Source organism: Pusillimonas sp. NJUB218 (genome assembly GCF_003788685.1).
Classification (GTDB): domain Bacteria; phylum Pseudomonadota; class Gammaproteobacteria; order Burkholderiales; family Burkholderiaceae_B; genus Neopusillimonas.
In genome coordinates, this window is the sequence record NZ_NQMK01000010.1 from 177,818 (window position 1) to 194,113 (window position 16,296).

The window sequence follows — 16,296 nt, forward strand, 5'->3', positions numbered from 1 at the left end:
CCTTCCAGGTAGTAGGGCACCCACGTTCGGTTACATTTTTGCTTTACGAGGCGCAAGCCATGTGCAAAGATCAATACCGTGTTCAACTTGCGGAGACACCCATGCGTATCAAACGCCTTTTGCTGATTATGCTGACAGCCGCCGCTGGTAGCGCCCTTAACCCGGCCGCTGCACAGGGCCTTAGCCCCGAGGCGCAATATCAGCAAGATCTGCTGCGTTGCGAACAAGAACAGTCAATGGTCGACATTGAAGCCTGCAAAAAAGAAGCGGGTGCGGCGTTGCAAGCGACGAAAACCAATGCACTAGGCAACGGCCAAGGCGCCAACTATCAGGCCAACGAGCGTGCCCGCTGCATGGCGCTACCCGAAAGCCAGCGCCAAGACTGCCTGTTGTTGTTATCGGGGCAAAACACGCAGGTTAAAGGCAGTGTGACCGGGGGTGGCGTACTGCGGGAAACCACCATTACGATTCCGGCCCAGCCTTCAACGCCCACGCAGGCCCCCATGCCGCCTGCCGCTCCCGAAGCGGCCACGCCCAGCGCTATCCGGCCTTAATACAGTACAACCCAAGTAAATGGGCGGGGGCCTGCATGCGCAGGCCCTTATAGTTCCAGCTGCATACCCATTTCAACCACCTGGTTGGGCGGGATTTTATAAAACCGGGTACTGCGCGCGGCATTGCGCGCCATCAGTGCGAACAACAGTTGGCGCCAGCGTGCATACAGTGGCTGCTTGCGCACCACAATAACCGTCTGGCGCGACAAGAAATACGACGTCAGCATGGGCTCGAGCTGGATTTCGGGGTGTTCGCCGGCCAACTGGGCCAATAACTGGGGCACATTGGGCTCTTGCTTAAAGCCCCAGCGTGCAATCACCTCGTACGAACTGCGACTCAGCTTGTTCAGGGTGTAGCGTTCGGTATACGACACGTACGGCACATCGGCGGCGGCTACGGTAACAAACAACACTTGCTCGTGCAGCACTTTATTATGCTTAAGGTTGTGCAACAGTGCCGGTGGCACCGTATTCACAATCATGCTCATGAACACTGCGGTGCCCGGCACACGCGTGGGTGGGTACTGCTCCAACCCTTCCATAAAAGCTTTCAGGGGCTGCTGATCACCGGCCAAAGTCCGATGAATCTGGTCTCGTCCGGTTTTCCAGGTCAGCATCAAGGTCAGCAATACCAACGCCACGCCCAGCGGCAACCATCCACCGTCAAAGATTTTCTGAGTGTTCGCGGTAAACAGCAAAATATCAAGCAACAAGAACAGCGTCAGCAATACCAGCCACAACACACGCCGACCACCGCTGGCTTTACCTGGCAACACCGCAAAAGCAAGCAACGACGTCACCAGCATGGTTGCGGTGACAGCAAAACCGTAAGCACTGGCCAGGCTGGCCGACGAGCCAAACCCAATAATCAGTACCAGCACAGCAAGAAATAGGGCCTGATTAACGCGAGGCAGATAGATCTGCCCTTCTTCTCGGGCCGAGGTGTGCAAAATTTCCATGCGCGGCCAGAAACCCAGCTGAATCGCTTGGCGCGTGACAGAAAAAGCACCCGAAATCACCGCCTGCGAAGCAATGACGGTCGCCGCCGTTGCCAAAACCACTAACGGAATCAGCGCCCAGGACGGCGCCATCAGGAAGAAAGGATTACGAATGGCTTCGGGCTGGGCAATAAGCAAGGCACCTTGCCCAAAGTAGCACAGCAAAAGCCCGGGCAACACCACCATAAACCAGGCGCGCCGTATGGCCGGCCGCCCATAATGGCCCATGTCGGCGTACAGAGTTTCGGACCCTGTCAGGGCCAGCACAACGGCTCCCAGCAACAAGTAGGTGGCCAACGGAGCCTCGCCAATCAGATTCCAGGCATAAATCGGGTTGATGGCCAGCAATATTTCGGGGGTTTGTGCAATACGCCAGGCGCCCATCGTGCCCAATACCGTAAACCAGAACAGCATGATGGGCCCGAAAAACTTGCCTATAGCGCCAGTGCCGCGACGTTGCACCATGAACAAGCCCACAATAAGGCCGACAGAAATGGGTACAACCCAATCGTCGAGTGTGTGTGACACAACCCCCACGCCTTCGATAGCGGAAAGTACCGAAATGGCAGGCGTGACGATGCTATCGCCATAAAAAAGACAGGCGCCGAACAAACCCATGACCGTCAATACCCAGCGCTTTCGCCCGGTGGCGCCGCGCAAGGCCAGTTCCATCAGGGCCAGCGTACCGCCCTCACCCCGGTTATCGGCCCGCAGCATCAGCGTGACATACTTAAGCGACACCACGAACATCAACAGCCAGAACAACAGCGACAGGACACCCAGGACTTCAGTAGCGCCAAAACGGTCAAACCGCGAAACGGATTCGCGAATGGTATATAACGGGCTGGTGCCAATATCACCATAGACAACGCCGAGGGCGCCAATAATAAGCGCGGCGCCCGGCGAGTGCTTGCCTTGAGACAAACTTTCTTCTTGAATTGGCTGAGTCATAAATTAAAAACTAGTCGTGACGGCTTAAGTTGGCCCCTTTGCGCGGCCCAGGAAAGACGACCCCGATCCGCGTGCCCGCAAAGTCGGGGCGACTGCTCAGGCTCAGCCAGGCGCCGTGCGCAGAAGCAATTTCTCGCACGATGGCCAACCCCAGGCCGGAGCCCTCGGTGGTGGCACTATCAGACCGATAAAACGCCTCGAACACTCTGGCCTGATCGACGAGGGCGATCCCGGGGCCGTCGTCTTCGACAGAAAAAGACGGTGGGTTTGCCGTAACGTGCAAAGTAATCTGGGTTGCCCCTTTGCCATACCGTAAGGCATTATCGATCAGATTCCCCAGCAGCTCTTCAAGCAACAGCGGGTCACCATCAATCCATACCGGTGTATCCGGTGCGTGTAAGTTTAATTCAATTTTATGTTGCAGTGCAGCAGGAACCCATTCGCCCGCCGTTTCACGCACCCACTCGGCCAGGTTAATGCGCTGAAAAGACTCGTGCACGGCCAGCGTCGAATCGGCTCGCGCCAGCACCAGCAACTGTTGACCCAACCGAATCATGCGGTCGGTAACGGCTTTGATGCGTTCGGCGCGCTGGCGAACATCAGGCGGCAATTCTCCCGCCAGCATCAGTTCACATTCGAGTTTAAGCCCACTGAGCGGCGTTCGCAGCTGATGCGCAGCCGAACCAATGAACCGCTTTTGCGCCTGCATCGACGCATTCAACCGCAACAACAAATCGTTAATGTGATTGACGACGGGCGCAATCTCGGTGGCCACCCCGTCTACCCGTAAGGGCTGCAAGTCGTCTATTGAGCGTTCGCGAATTTCTTCGGACAATGCATTAAATGAGCGCAACCCGCTTCGGACACCCGACACCAGCACCCACGCAATAAGCGCAACCAGCAACACCTGGCCGGCCAGCATCATCCAGAAAATGTCGCGCAAGACCCAGACCGCCAGATTGATGCGGCTGGTAATCACCCAGGTTACGGTAAGGTCGACGGCCACCAGGGCCATGATAGGCGGGAGCAGCCTGAGAGTAAGGTGCCGCGCCAGCGAACCGCGCGGCAAAATACGACGAAAGAGAAGCTGTTCAGGCCGCTTCAACGTCAAGCAGATAGCCGAAGCCGCGTACCGTCTGGATACTGACGCCTGTACCCTCGAAGCGCTTACGCAGACGGTAAATATAGACTTCGACAGCATTCTCGCTGAAATCGGCATCCCAGGCCGACAGCGAATTGACGATCTGGCGCTTGGTCACAACACGGCCGGCACGCGCCATCAGCATTTCGAGTACGGAAAGCTCGCGTACCGACAGGTTAATTCGGTCGCCACGGATGCGTACTTCGCGCCCCACCGTGTCGAACGTCATGGGCCCAACCTCGAGCTGAGGCTGCGCCTGCCCGGTACGACGCCGCGCAAAAGCCCTGACGCGTGCGGCCAGTTCAGCCAGCTCGAAGGGCTTGGTCACGTAATCGTCGGCGCCGGCGTCCAGGCCGGCGACCCGGTCTTCAAGGCCGTCTCGGGCCGTAAGAATAAGCACCGACACCTGGTTGCCGCGCGCCCTTAACTGACGTAAAACGTCGAGCCCGCTGATATCGGGCAAATTCAGGTCAAGCAGCAGCAAGTCGTAATCTTGCTTGTCTAGGGTTTCGAGTACCGTACCGCCGGCCGAAAGCCAGTCAACGGCATAACCCTGCCCTGCCAAAAACTCGTGCAGGGCATGACCTAATGTGGTGTCGTCTTCAATTACCAGAACTCGCATGCGCAGATTCTAGCCCTTTTTCGGATGGACGGGTAACGAAACCGACCTTTTGAAGACCTGCTTGCTTGGCGCCCGCCATTACTTTGGCCAGCACTTCGTAGCGTGTGTCAAGGTCGGCGCGGATGTGCAGATTGGGCTGCGGATCTTTGCGCGCCTGCTCGGCCATCAGCTCGGGCAGGGCCTCGAGGCCAACGGGCGACTCGTTCCAGAACACCTGACCGACACCATCAATGGCCAGGTCAATAGCGTCTGGACGCTGCTCTACCGGTTGCGACGACGCCTGCGGTACGTTGATTTTGATCGAGTGACTGAGCAATGGCGCGGTCACGATAAAAATTACCAGCAACACCAGCATGACGTCGATCAACGGCACCATATTGATTTCGGACAGCGTTTGCCCACCACCCTTGTTGTCGAAACTGCCAAACGCCATGATCAGGCTCCTTGGTGACCAGAATGAGAACTGACGAGCGCCATACTTAGATACCCTTGCCCTTGACCTGCTGCCCTGTCGACAGGAATGTGAACAGATCATGTGCGAAAGCGTCGAGCTGTGCCAGATACACCCGATTAGTGCGCACAAATGCGTTATAGGCCAACACAGCAGGGATCGCCACCGCCAGGCCCAGGCCTGTCATGACCAGCGCCTCGCCCACCGGGCCTGCGATACGATTCACCGACACGCCATCAGACAAGCCAATGCCAATCAAGGCGTGGTACACGCCCCATACCGTACCAAACAGGCCAACAAACGGCGCGGTTGAGCCAATCGAGGCCAGAACAGTCAGACCGTTTTCCAGTTTGGCGGTCTCTTCGTCGATGACTTTGCGTATGGTACGCGTGACAAATGCGCTGGTCGAACCCTTTTCTTCGAGCCGAACCGCACCGTATTTAACGTGGTGATTACGTGCATGAATGGCATGGCTGGCCAAATGCGAAAACGGCTCGGCGGCACCATGCGTGGCGATCTCGTTTTCGACTTGCTCTAGCGAACTGGCAGCCCAGAACTGTTGCAGGAACCGGCTGGACAACCGACGAATGCGCCAGTTAGACAGCGACTTCACAAAAATAAGATACCAGCTGACCAAGGACATCAACACCAGAATGGCAAACAGCGTCTTGCCGACGACGTCGGTTTGCGCCACAAAATGCAGCATGCCTGGCGGCTCGGCGGCGACCGGCGCTGCGCCGCCGCTTTGCAAAAGTTGCGCGGTGCCCTCAATGATAGCGGCCCCTTCTTGTGCCGCCTGGCCCGCACCGGTCACGGTCGCAGCGTCTTGCGCCACCTGCGCAAGCAGTACCCATGCGGTTTGCAGTAAATCAGACATACGTGTTCCTATAGGACAAAATCAAAAGGGATATCGGCCAGCGCCGGCAAAGCAACGCCGTTTTCTTTGTAGGGTTTGAAGCGTGCTGACTTGGCGGCTTGCAAGGCCGCATCGTCAAGCCGGCTATGACCGGAGGACTTCCGCACACTGACCTGATCGACACTGCCGGACGGCGAAATCAGCACCCGAACAATGACGCGCCCCGTTTCACCCCGGCGCACAGAAAGGCGCGGGTAATCGGGAACAGGCCGGCGCCCGGCGTAATCGACCTGGCTGACAAAGCGAGGACGATCTGGATCGACAGGTGCAGCAGGCGCTTTGGGGGCTGCGGCATCGGGCGCTTTGCCTGTGGCAGGCGCAGGGGCTGCGGGCTCAGCCACCGGCTTGGGTTGTGGCTTGGGCTGTGGTTTAGGTTGCGGCTTGGGCTCGGGTTTAGGCTTGGGCTTTGGTTTAGGTTCGGGCGCGACCATTTCAGGCTCAGGAACCGGCTCGGGCTCGGGCTCTGGAATAGGTTCTGGCTCCGGCTCTGGAATAGGCTCCGGTTCTGGTTCTGGTTCTGGAATAGGCTCGGGCTCTGGCTCGACAACGGGCTCTTGCACCGGTTCGGTCATAGCGACGTCTGTGGGTGCCGGCTCGACAAACTCTTCGGCAATTTCAACAAACTGAATCGCTGCCGTATCAGGCAGCTCGATGTCGGGCTCGTGATCGGATGACAGCCATATGGCCGCAGCAACAGCCAAATGCACGCCCACCATACCGCCAATGGCAGCGACTTTCAGGAAAGCGGAGTGATATTCAGGACCAGCGGAACGCAGCGGCATTGGCGACAACAACGGTAAACGAAATAGGAACAACCTGAAAAGTACAACAGGTTAAATCGACGAAAACACGACGATTCGCACACAAGCCAATAACAATAACAAAAATGCGAATTATTCGCAATAAAAATATTGGCAAATTCCTGTGATCAACAACGCTTTCAATTCATCTTTGACATGGCGCTATTTTGCACTAACGACCAAGGCAATCCCTTGCGGGCGTCTCTTCACCTGCCAAACGGGAAACCTGCACCGCCGTACTGAACCAACCCGGTCAACCGCTTGACGTCGTCTTCAACACACGCACCAAACCTTTCAGTTGCGTTTGCAGATGTGCGACCTCTTCGTCGCTAAAACCATCCAACATTTCGGCCTCGATACGCGCAACGTCATGGTCGCACTGCCGCATCAAGGCCAACCCAGCGTCGGTCAGGCCAATAGGTATCACCCGCCCCTGCACGGCTTCGGCCTGGCGTGCGATCCAACCTTTATTGACCATGACATTGACCATTTCGTTAGCAGACTGCGGCGAGACCAGCGACCGCTCGGCCAACTGCGCGTTAGACAAATGGCCATGCGTGCGAAACACAGAAAGCGCCGTATATTGAGCAGCGGTGATGCCATGGTCTGCCAGACGCTCACGAATTTTCCGACTGAGCATGCGATCGAGACGGCCGATTAAATAAGCAATGCCGGTGGGCCGCTCTGCAGCCCCCAATTTATTTGTACTCATTATTGTTCTTCTGCTGGTTAATGAGAGTTGCCGGTTGGATTAACAAAATGTAGTATAAGACCTATGTCAGGTAATCTGATATACCGCCAACTGGTTTACGCACTAAAAATCAGTTGGCAAGACATCATAAAGCACAGGGACAACCCTGCTCATCCTCGAGGAGACACAACATGAAACGTATGCTTAAAGGCACCCTGCTGGCTACCGCACTGGGTATGGCATTGGCCACTGGCCCCGCACTGGCCGAAATTAAAATTGGCGTCGTATTGTCGCTCACAGGCCCAGCCTCTGGCCTGGGCATCCCCGTAAATACGGGCTTTGCGCTCTGGCCTGACAACATTGCCGGCGAAAAAATCAACTTTATCACCCTGGACGACGGCAGCGACCCAGCCAAAGCCCAGAAAAACGCCGAAAAACTCATCACCGAAGATAAAGTCGACCTGATCATCGGCTCCAGCACAACCACACCAGCCATTGCCATGGGCGAAGTCGCTGCAGCCGGTAAAACGGTTCAGCTGGCAGCTGCGCCTGCCGAATTCCCCGAAGGCAAAGGCAGCTGGACATTCCGCCTGCCCCAATCAACCTCCGTCATGGCGGGTGGCGTCATCGAGCACATGAAAGCCAATGGGGTTAAATCATTTGCGTTCATTGGCTACAACGACGCTTATGGCGACCTGTGGCTGCGCGACTTAAGCCGCCTGGCCGAACAAGCCGGCATCAAAATCACCACAGCCGAGCGCTACGCCCGCGCCGACACCAGCGTTACCGCGCAAGCACTTAAGGCTATTGGCACGAAACCCGACGCCATTCTTATTGTGGCCTCGGGTAGCGGTGCAGCCATGCCCCACACCACTGTGGTCGACCGCGGCTTTAAAGGCAAGGTCTACCAAACCCATAGCGCGGCCTCGCGCGACCTGATCCGTCTGGGCGGTAAAGCTGTCGAAGGCTCTTTCGTAGTGTCGGGCTTGGCAGTACTGCCCGAAGGCTTGCCCGCAGACCACCCTTCCAAGAAATTGGCCACTGACTTTGTCAACGCCTACGAGGCCAAGAACGGCCCCGGCACACGCAACCAGTTTGCAGCGCACGCCTACGACGCTTATCTCGTCTTGGATAAAGTCGTACCCGTTGCAATGAAAAAGGCCAAACCAGGCACGCCAGAGTTCCGTACGGCACTCAAAGACGCACTTGAAAACTACGGCAGCATTCCGGTTACTCAAGGTGTACTTACTTACACCAAAAACGACCACTTTGGCTTTGACGACAAAGCCCAAATGATGCTGACCATCAAAGACGGCGCCTATGCCGCAGCCAAGTAAGGCGTGCTGGCTTTGCAATGCCAGAATCACTCCTGGCAACTTGCGGGCGGTAGTTAAAACCGCCCGGCTTTAAAAGGTGCGCTTCGCGCGGCCTAACCACCCCATAAGCTAATAGCTTATGGGGTTTTTTCATGGCCTCACGCGTTTCTTTTCACGCTCGTTGAAGTTATGCACCAACGCCGTAATATAGGCCGTAAAGATCGGAAACGTCGTCATGCCCACGACCGCCAACACGGCAGTGCAAATCTTGCCAATCGTTGTGACTGGAATAATATTTGAGCCCACCGTAGTCACGGTCATAGACGCCCACCACAAGGCGTCAGGATACGACTTGACCAATGGGTTAACCCGGGCCTCGAACACATAAAATATAAGCGTCTGGAAGTAGCTGATGGCAAAAAACAAGGCCAGGTACACAATGAACAGGCCAGAAATACGGTTGCTGACCACCATTTTCACCAATACCGCCAACGCAATCCCGCCCCGCACTATCGGCAGGAAGTGGATCACATACAGGGTTTCGCTCGAAAAATCGAACGCAAAGTAATCCACCAGCCATGCATAAGGCACCGACAACAAGATAAGTATGAAATTTCTGGAGAAAAACCGCCACCGATCGCGTGCCGTGACCAGCAACAATAAAAAATCAAGCAGGAAGTAAAGACACACCCCCAACTGAATACGGGTGTAAATAGTCTCCCCCGAGAAGGTGGCATTGGTCAGCGCCTCGAACGAAATACTGGTAATCAAGATCAGCGAGGCCGCCACACCCAGTAAATTCAACACCTTGGTCATGACGGTTTTCCAGCGAGGTTCTGTGACGTTCATGGCAAGATAAATTTCAAGCGCAAAACAAGCCAAACCGAAAAGCAGCCCATGGCTTTGTTGCAAATTAAACGGGCATAAAAAAACCACTTGGTAACCCAAGTGGTTTTATTTTTTACAACGAAGTATTGGTGGGTGCTACAGGGGTCGAACCTGTGACCTACGCCTTGTAAGGGCGCCGCTCTACCAACTGAGCTAAGCACCCCTTTGTGCCTGCCAACCTGCTCAAACTTTACTGCCTGAACCTGCTGGCCTTGGGGCCACTTCACTTCGTGTAACGCGAAAAGAATTATAGCCAACTTTTTTTTGTTTTGCAAATGACTTTGCTGGCTATTTTCAACAATTAGTTGACGGCGTCTTTAAGCGCTTTACCAGGACGGAACTTAGGCACGCGAGCTTTCTTGATTTTGATGGCTTCGCCAGTGCGGGGGTTGCGGCCTGTGCGCGCAGCGCGCTCGGAAACAGCAAAAGTACCGAAACCAACCAACGTAACGGTGCCCTTCTTTTTGAGCGTAGTTTTTACCGCACCAATAAAGGCCTCAAGTGCGCGGCCGGCGTCGGCTTTGGACAGGTCGGCTTTGGTGGAAATGTGCTCGATAAGCTCTGTTTTGTTCATTAAGGAGTACCCCTGAAAATTATTATCGCCGGGCGGCAAAATGTCCTGCCCGACACCCCGTTGAAGAAGACAGCACCTGGGCGCTGTTTACCGCATCTGCGTACTGCCAGACACCAAAGCGCAAGGCTTTGGCAAGACCAAACTGCATTAGGCCTTTGAAAAATAGGCATGTCAAGAAGAAAATACCCGAAAACCCGCACGGACATTGACTTTCAGGACAGTATTTATGCACCGTAATATAAAACCAGCCTTCGCCAAATACAAGACCTGAAACGGCCCATACGCATAAAAATTTTCGCAGTTACTTGCCGGCCAATGCCTGTTCGAAATCCTGAATCAGATCGGCAGTATCTTCAATACCCACCGAAATACGCAACAGGTTGTCTGCGATGCCCATCAAGGCGCGCCGCTCCGGCCCCATCTCGTAGTAAATGGTGTGCGCCACGGGCAAAACCAGCGTACGGGTATCGCCCAAGTGGGTTGCCAGAACAAGTACACGCAACCTGTTCAAAAACTCGAACACATCCAGATCATCTGATAATTCGACGGCAAGCAACGCCCCAAAGTGCTTGCCACCGAATAGATCGGCGGCCCGATTATGCTGGGCATGCGAGGCCAGCCCGGGGTATTGCACGCGATTGACGAGCGCATGCCCTTCTAAATAGGACGCCAGCGCCATGGCATTGGCACTGGCTTTTTCCATACGCAACGCCAGGGTTTCAGCGCCCACCGCAATACGGTGCGCCGCATCGGACGACAATGTCGCACCCATATCGCGCAAACCCTTTTTCTTGATTTGCGTCAGGCCCCACGAGGTAGGGTTACCTTTGCGATAGGGCTCGGCGATGTTGGGGTAGGCAGACCAATCGAACAACCCGGTGTCGGTAACAGCACCACCCAAGGCGTTACCGTGGCCACCGGTGTATTTGGACAACGAGTTCACCACCAGCGACGCGCCAACATCAATACCTCGGCACAGCCAGGGCGTTGACAGGGTACTGTCGAGCACGTACACCAAATTCTGTTCGCGACACCACTGCCCAACCCCCCTAAGATCGGCAATTTGAGTGCCCGGGTTGGCAATAGACTCGGTGAACACCATTCGGGTCTCGGGGCGGCGCGCGGCCTTGACCTGTTCAATATCGGTAGCGTCAACCAGCGTCACGATGACACCGAGGTCAGACAGCGTCCCCAGCAAGCTGTTGGTATTGCCGAAAATATACTGGCTGGAAATAAGGTGATCGCCCTTTTTAAGCAACGTAAAAAAAGTAGCTGTCAGTGCCGCCATGCCTGTGGCAAACGAAACACTGTTGACTCCACCTTCCATTTGCGTCACTTTGGCTTCAAGCGCTGCGGTCGTGGGCGTACCCTGCCGGGCATACGTGAACCCCGGCTTACCCTGAAATACAGCCGCCAACTCGCGTGAATCGGCATAAGCGTATTCAGACGACGGGTGTAGCGGCTTGTGCACCCCGCCGTGCTCGACGCCACCGCGTCGGTCGGAGTGCAATATGGTGGTGGTGAATCCGTTGCTAGACATGAAAAACACTAAAAAAATAAAAAATTATGCGGTGCGCTGGCGTACGGTTTCGTAAAGGCAGACCGCGCTGGCCACACTGACGTTCAGGCTTTCTACCGAACCGGCCATCGGTATGGTGACCAGTTCGTCGCAGGTTTCGCGCGTCAGGCGGCGCATGCCCTCGCCTTCGGCACCCATGACCCAGGCCATGGGGCGACGCGCATCGACAGCGTATAAATTGCTGCTGGCCTGATCATCGGTACCCACAACCCAGATATCGCGATCTTTTAATTGCCGAAGCGTACGAGCAAGATTAGTCACCATCAAGTAAGGCACCGTTTCTGCACCACCACAAGCCACCCGCTGTACCGTTGCATTGAGCCCAACCGCGCGATCTTTGGGTGCAATGATGGCATGAACCCCTGCCGCATCGGCTGTGCGCAGACACGCCCCCAGGTTGTGCGGGTCGGTCACGCCATCAAGCACCAGAAACAATGGCGTTTCTCCGCGGTCTTCCAGAAGATCGAGCACTTCGTCGATATCGACGGCCAATGGGTTGTCTTCGGCTAGCGCCACAACCCCCTGATGACGCGTACCTTTGGCCAGGCCATCAAGACGCTCGGCAGGCACAGACACCAGCTTGATTTTTGCAGCCTGCACCTGATCGATAAATGACTGCATGCGCTTGTCGCGCCGAGACGCCTCGATGTAGATTTCTTTGATGGTGGCGGGCGCGTGGCGCAACCGCGCCACGACTGCGTGAAAACCCGCCAAAACCTGATGGGACGCCATAGTATTCCTTGAGTTAGCGACTCAGAACATGTCAGCGTCGGCGACCGGTTTTCTTGGCCGGCGCAGCCGCTTTACGCGCATTTCGTTTGGCGGCGTCGCGGCGCTGGCGGGACGTTGTACCGCGCAACTCGACAGGCTTTGCCGGTGCTGCCTTTTTGGCTCGCCGGGTTTCGGTGCGCGGTTCAGCCGCCTTCTGCAGCTCTTTGAACGTTGTACCTTTAACCAGACGAAACTCAATGCGTCGCGCTTCGAGATCGACCCGCGCCACCTGCACCTGCACTGCGTCGGTCAGACGATACCGGATACCGGTACGCTCTCCTCGCAACTCGTGCATGGCCTCGTTGTACTGGAAGTAGTCGGACCCTAACTCGGAAACATGCACCAGCCCCTCGACAAACAAAGTGTCGAGCGTGATGAACACCCCAAAAGTCGCCACACCGGTAATACGACCGCTGAAAACTTCGCCAACATGTTCTTTGACAAACCAGCATTTTAGCCATGCTTCGACATCGCGCGAGGCTTCATCGGCCCGACGTTCGCGCGCTGACAACAAAACACCGAGTTTTTCCCAAATGCCATGCTCGCGATCTTTTTGTGGCAACGAGAGCGCTGCGGACACATCGTCGAGGTCGGGAACATAACGCTTGCCCTGCATGATCGACTTGATGACACGGTGCGTCAGCAAGTCGGGGTAGCGGCGAATCGGCGACGTAAAGTGCGCGTAATGTTCGTAGGCCAGGCCAAAGTGCCCGGACTCTTCGGGGCTGTATATGGCCTGTTGCATCGAACGCAAACACATGGTCTGAATGACTTCGTAATCGGGGCGCCCCCGCGCGGCTACTAAAAGCCGGGCGTAATCATTGGTTGAAGGGTCGCTACCGCCATCAAGTGCAAGGCCGACATTGCGTAAATAATCGCGCAAGGCCTGAAGTTTTTCGGGCGTGGGGCCCTCGTGAACACGGTATAGCCCAATACGCTTGTTGCGCTTGATGAAATCGGCAGCGCAGGTATTGGCCGCCAACATGCACTCTTCAATCAATTTGTGCGCATCGTTGCGCTCGTAGGCCACAATTTTTTCTATACGACCCAACGGGTTGCAAATGATCTTGGTCTCGACCGTATCAAAGTCGATGGCCCCACGCTTGACGCGCGAATCGGACAGCAGATGATAAAGATCATACAAATGGCGCACATGAGGGTAAATGTCGCCTAACGCTTGTGCCGCTGGCCCCGAGGGCTGCTGCAAAGATTCCCAGATATTGGTATAGGTAGTTCGGGCGTGCGAGTGGATAACGGCATCGTAAAACTGATAGGCCGACACTGTGCCCGCCTTGGCCCCGCTGGCCACAATGACCATGTCACAAACCAGCACCAGACGATCTACCTGCGGGTTAAGCGAACAAATACCGTTAGACAGCGACTCGGGCAGCATAGGTATTACGCGCCGCGGGAAGTAAACACTCGTCCCCCGTTCGAGCGCGTCGTCGTCAAGCGGATCGCCCGGACGCACGTAATGACTGACGTCGGCAATGGCGACCAACAAACGCCAGCCCGGCTTGCGACGTTTTTCGGTACCCAGGTCGACAGGCTCGCAATATACCGCGTCGTCAAAGTCGCGAGCGTCTTCGCCGTCGATGGTAATAAAAGGCACATCGCGCAAATCGACGCGGCCTTTCAGTTCTTTGCGCTGAACAGCAGAGGGCAAATTGCTGGCCTGCTTCACAGTGGCGTCAGAGAACTCGTGCGGCACATCAAACTTGCGCACAGCAATTTCAATCTCCATGCCAGGGTCGTCGATTTCACCGAGCACCTCGACAATGCGCCCCAAAGGCTGACTGTGTCGGGTGGGCTGCTGAATGATTTCTACCGTCACCACCTGGCCTGATTCAGCGCCACCGGTTTCACCCGCCGGTATAAGCACGTCGTGTTTAATGCGCTGGTCTTCAGGCACAACGATGTGCGCACCGCGCTCGTACAAAAAGCGGCCGACCAAACGGTTGGTGCGGCGTTCGACAACCTCGACAATACTGGCCTGAGCACGACCGCGATATTCGCCATCGGATTTGGCCAAAACGCGGTCGCCATGCAACACTTTCAGCATCTCGCGCGGCGATAGAAACAGGTCTGGACCGCCGTCGTCGCGCAACAAAAAGCCAAAGCCGTCGCGGTGCCCCTGCACGCGCCCAGCAATAAAGTCCATTTCGTTGTTAACCAGCAACTTCCCATGGGTGTTGTACAACAACTGCCCGTCGCGCTCCATAGCACGAATGCGCCGGTCGAAACCGGTAGATACAGGCACCTGAACACCCATGCCTCTCGCTAGGTCTTCCAGGCCAATAGGTTTTGCAACCCCTCGTAAATATTTAAGAATTTCTTCGCGACTGGGTACTTCGGGATCAAAATCCGGCGGCAATTCTGGCGCATCGCCCATCCCGATTGGAGGGGCGACAGTATCCGGACTTTCGATTTTTTTTCGTTTACTCAAAGGAAAATTTCCCTTTTTAAAATTTTTGAGATATAATTTTGGTCTTGGTTGATTACAACTAACCGCTTGATACCGCAAAGCGCTGCACACCGTAAGGTTAACAGTTCCTGACTTGCAGTAACGAACTCAAGTACGTTAGCATACAACCATTAAGCCCAGATGGCGGAATTGGTAGACGCGCATGGTTCAGGTCCATGTGCCGCAAGGTGTGGAGGTTCGAGTCCTCTTCTGGGCACCACCGCTTTACAGAATACCCAGCTAAGCATTTTTGTTTAGCTGGGTTTTTTGTTTTCGGGCTGCGTACGACAGCGCAGCGCCCACAGTGTCAGCATAGTTGCCCTAATCAAAGTCACAAAACCACCCGGTCATTTCACGAGCTGATTGATTTCTATGATGGGCATCATCACAGCCAGCACAATAACCAGCACAATGCTCCCCATAATCAATATCATCGCCGGCTCAAGAATGGCAGTCATCGTCATAGCGCGCCTTTCCAGCTCGATTGACAGGACATTGGCCGAACGGTCCAGCATGGCGCTCAAGTCGCCTGTGCGCTCGCCGCTATCTACAAGATGGATCAATATCGGCGGGAAAATCCTTTGGGCCTGCAAAGCTTGCGCCAGCGTGCTGCCCTCACGAATACGCGAGGTGGCTTCGTCAACGGCGGCCTGCAGCTTGCGATTTTTCAGTGTGCGCCGGGCCGCATCCAGGGCAACCAGCAGCGGCACATTACTCCCCGTCAGGATAGCCAGCGTAGCAGAAAAGCGCGCCACGTCCACGCCCATTGCGTAGCGGCCCAACACCGGCAACTTAAGCATGCGGGCGTGCCACGCCAAGCGGGCCGATGGATTACGCAACCGCAGACGCCACAATGCAAACAGCACGGCTAGGCCAACAATCAAAAGCAGGCCCCACTGGCTGACAAAATCGCTGGCAGACAGCATCACACGCGTCAGCAAAGGTAAAGTCTGATGCGCTTGTGAAAATGCACCTACCACCTGCGGCACCACATAACTAAGCAGAAAGATGACAATACAGATAGACACCACGGTGACGACAACGGGGTAGATAAACGCCGTCAGCACTTTGTTGCGAAGCGCACCTCGCGACTCGATGTAGTCGGCCAGCCGTTCAAGCACTTGCGCCAAGTCGCCTGATTGCTCGCCGGCATTGACCAGGGCTTGGTAAATTTCGGGAAAATCTCTCGGGTGGGCCGCCAGGGCCTCGGCTAGGCGATGCCCGGCGCGCACATCGTCGCGCACAGCAGCCAAAATACGGCTCACATGCCTGCGCTCTGCTTGTTCCAGAGTGGCGCGCAATGCGGCCTCTAGTGGCAACCGGGCGGCCAGCAAACTGGCAAGCTGACGGGTCAGCCAGCCCAGGTCAGCGTCGCTAATTCTTGCTCCGCCTCCCCCCACTCTGCCTGCGCGTTTACGCGTTTCGCGCACGGTCAAGGGCAACAGGCCACGCGCGCGCAAGGCATGGCGGGCACTGCGTTCGTTGTCGGCGTCGATCATGCCCTGGTCGCTGCGGCCCATGGCATCTACGGCTTCGTACTGGTATGAGGGCATGATGTGATCTTATTTGGCGTCAGAGGT

The 16,296-nt window shown here is 55.8% G+C and carries 15 protein-coding genes and 2 tRNA genes; 3 read left to right on the plus strand and 14 right to left on the minus strand.

What is annotated here, in order from left to right; genetic code table 11:
• The first annotated feature begins 101 nt into the window (after positions 1-101).
• Complete coding sequence (locus CHR62_RS13460) at positions 102-554, plus strand: hypothetical protein (RefSeq protein WP_123661267.1); 453 nt, start codon at positions 102-104, stop codon at positions 552-554.
• 47 nt (positions 555-601) lie between these two features.
• Here the strand turns inward: CHR62_RS13460 and CHR62_RS13465 are convergent, their stop codons facing one another.
• The 7 genes from CHR62_RS13465 to CHR62_RS13495 form a co-directional block, all read right to left on the minus strand.
• Positions 602-2,503 carry a potassium transporter Kup gene (locus CHR62_RS13465; RefSeq protein WP_123661268.1) on the minus strand — a complete coding sequence of 634 codons (1,902 nt, stop codon included), beginning with the start codon at positions 2,501-2,503 and terminating at the stop codon, positions 602-604.
• Positions 2,504-2,513: 10 nt separating this feature from the next.
• A complete protein-coding gene (locus tag CHR62_RS13470; protein WP_233575016.1) occupies positions 2,514-3,518 on the minus strand; it encodes a HAMP domain-containing sensor histidine kinase in 1,005 nt (334 codons plus the stop codon).
• A 76-nt stretch (positions 3,519-3,594) separates the two neighbouring features.
• Positions 3,595-4,266 carry a response regulator transcription factor gene (locus CHR62_RS13475; RefSeq protein WP_093970334.1) on the minus strand — a complete coding sequence of 224 codons (672 nt, stop codon included), beginning with the start codon at positions 4,264-4,266 and terminating at the stop codon, positions 3,595-3,597.
• Complete coding sequence (locus tag CHR62_RS13480) at positions 4,247-4,699, minus strand: biopolymer transporter ExbD (protein WP_093970335.1); 453 nt, start codon at positions 4,697-4,699, stop codon at positions 4,247-4,249. Before CHR62_RS13480 ends, CHR62_RS13475 begins: the two co-directional genes overlap by 20 nt.
• Positions 4,700-4,745: 46 nt before the next feature.
• Complete coding sequence (locus CHR62_RS13485) at positions 4,746-5,594, minus strand: MotA/TolQ/ExbB proton channel family protein (protein WP_093970336.1); 849 nt, start codon at positions 5,592-5,594, stop codon at positions 4,746-4,748.
• 8 nt (positions 5,595-5,602) lie between these two features.
• Positions 5,603-6,415, minus strand: a complete 813-nt coding sequence (locus tag CHR62_RS13490) for an energy transducer TonB (RefSeq protein WP_233575003.1) — start codon at positions 6,413-6,415, stop codon at positions 5,603-5,605.
• 271 nt (positions 6,416-6,686) lie between these two features.
• Positions 6,687-7,145: a MarR family winged helix-turn-helix transcriptional regulator gene (locus CHR62_RS13495; protein ID WP_123661269.1), complete on the minus strand. Its 459-nt coding sequence runs from the start codon at positions 7,143-7,145 to the stop codon at positions 6,687-6,689.
• Between the two features lie 170 nt (positions 7,146-7,315).
• On the opposite strand from CHR62_RS13495, the gene CHR62_RS13500 reads away from it, so the two are divergent.
• Entirely contained in the window at positions 7,316-8,461 is a 1,146-nt protein-coding gene (locus CHR62_RS13500) for an ABC transporter substrate-binding protein (protein ID WP_123661270.1), read from the plus strand.
• 129 nt (positions 8,462-8,590) lie between these two features.
• Here CHR62_RS13500 and CHR62_RS13505 read toward each other — a convergent pair whose 3' ends face one another.
• From CHR62_RS13505 to rnr, 6 genes are all read right to left on the minus strand, one after another.
• Positions 8,591-9,289 carry a potassium channel family protein gene (locus CHR62_RS13505; RefSeq protein WP_233575004.1) on the minus strand — a complete coding sequence of 233 codons (699 nt, stop codon included), beginning with the start codon at positions 9,287-9,289 and terminating at the stop codon, positions 8,591-8,593.
• 126 nt (positions 9,290-9,415) lie between these two features.
• A tRNA-Val gene (locus CHR62_RS13510) sits at positions 9,416-9,491 on the minus strand.
• Positions 9,492-9,629: 138 nt separating this feature from the next.
• Positions 9,630-9,902, minus strand: a complete 273-nt coding sequence (locus CHR62_RS13515) for an HU family DNA-binding protein (RefSeq protein ID WP_093970339.1) — start codon at positions 9,900-9,902, stop codon at positions 9,630-9,632.
• 301 nt (positions 9,903-10,203) lie between these two features.
• Complete coding sequence (locus CHR62_RS13520) at positions 10,204-11,442, minus strand: cystathionine gamma-synthase family protein (protein WP_123661271.1); 1,239 nt, start codon at positions 11,440-11,442, stop codon at positions 10,204-10,206.
• 24 nt (positions 11,443-11,466) lie between these two features.
• Positions 11,467-12,213 (minus strand): 23S rRNA (guanosine(2251)-2'-O)-methyltransferase RlmB, encoded by a 747-nt coding sequence (gene rlmB / locus CHR62_RS13525; protein ID WP_123661272.1) that lies wholly within the window; start codon positions 12,211-12,213, stop codon positions 11,467-11,469.
• 31 nt (positions 12,214-12,244) lie between these two features.
• Positions 12,245-14,698 carry a ribonuclease R gene (gene rnr / locus CHR62_RS13530; protein ID WP_233575005.1) on the minus strand — a complete coding sequence of 818 codons (2,454 nt, stop codon included), beginning with the start codon at positions 14,696-14,698 and terminating at the stop codon, positions 12,245-12,247.
• 153 nt (positions 14,699-14,851) lie between these two features.
• Between rnr and CHR62_RS13535 the strand changes: the two genes are divergently transcribed.
• Positions 14,852-14,936, plus strand: a tRNA-Leu gene (locus tag CHR62_RS13535).
• Positions 14,937-15,063: 127 nt separating this feature from the next.
• Here CHR62_RS13535 and gspF read toward each other — a convergent pair.
• Positions 15,064-16,269, minus strand: coding sequence for a type II secretion system inner membrane protein GspF (gene gspF, locus CHR62_RS13540; protein WP_123661273.1), 1,206 nt, complete (start codon positions 16,267-16,269; stop codon positions 15,064-15,066).
• Positions 16,270-16,296: the final 27 nt, after the last annotated feature.

Bases quoted from the DNA above. Each gene is read 5' to 3' on its own strand.
- CHR62_RS13490 (WP_233575003.1), bottom strand. From the start codon at position 6,415: ATGCCGCTGCGTTCCGCTGGTCCTGAATATCACTCCGCTTTCCTGAAA.
- CHR62_RS13465 (WP_123661268.1), bottom strand. From the start codon at position 2,503: ATGACTCAGCCAATTCAAGAAGAAAGTTTGTCTCAAGGCAAGCACTCG.
- CHR62_RS13505 (WP_233575004.1), bottom strand. From the start codon at position 9,289: ATGAACGTCACAGAACCTCGCTGGAAAACCGTCATGACCAAGGTGTTG.
- CHR62_RS13515 (WP_093970339.1), bottom strand. From the start codon at position 9,902: ATGAACAAAACAGAGCTTATCGAGCACATTTCCACCAAAGCCGACCTG.
- CHR62_RS13480 (WP_093970335.1), bottom strand. From the start codon at position 4,699: ATGGCGTTTGGCAGTTTCGACAACAAGGGTGGTGGGCAAACGCTGTCC.
- gspF (WP_123661273.1), bottom strand. From the start codon at position 16,269: ATGCCCTCATACCAGTACGAAGCCGTAGATGCCATGGGCCGCAGCGAC.
- CHR62_RS13475 (WP_093970334.1), bottom strand. From the start codon at position 4,266: ATGCGAGTTCTGGTAATTGAAGACGACACCACATTAGGTCATGCCCTG.
- CHR62_RS13520 (WP_123661271.1), bottom strand. From the start codon at position 11,442: ATGTCTAGCAACGGATTCACCACCACCATATTGCACTCCGACCGACGC.
- CHR62_RS13460 (WP_123661267.1), top strand. From the start codon at position 102: ATGCGTATCAAACGCCTTTTGCTGATTATGCTGACAGCCGCCGCTGGT.
- rlmB (WP_123661272.1), bottom strand. From the start codon at position 12,213: ATGGCGTCCCATCAGGTTTTGGCGGGTTTTCACGCAGTCGTGGCGCGG.
- CHR62_RS13500 (WP_123661270.1), top strand. From the start codon at position 7,316: ATGAAACGTATGCTTAAAGGCACCCTGCTGGCTACCGCACTGGGTATG.
- CHR62_RS13470 (WP_233575016.1), bottom strand. From the start codon at position 3,518: ATGGCCCTGGTGGCCGTCGACCTTACCGTAACCTGGGTGATTACCAGC.
- CHR62_RS13495 (WP_123661269.1), bottom strand. From the start codon at position 7,145: ATGAGTACAAATAAATTGGGGGCTGCAGAGCGGCCCACCGGCATTGCT.
- CHR62_RS13485 (WP_093970336.1), bottom strand. From the start codon at position 5,594: ATGTCTGATTTACTGCAAACCGCATGGGTACTGCTTGCGCAGGTGGCG.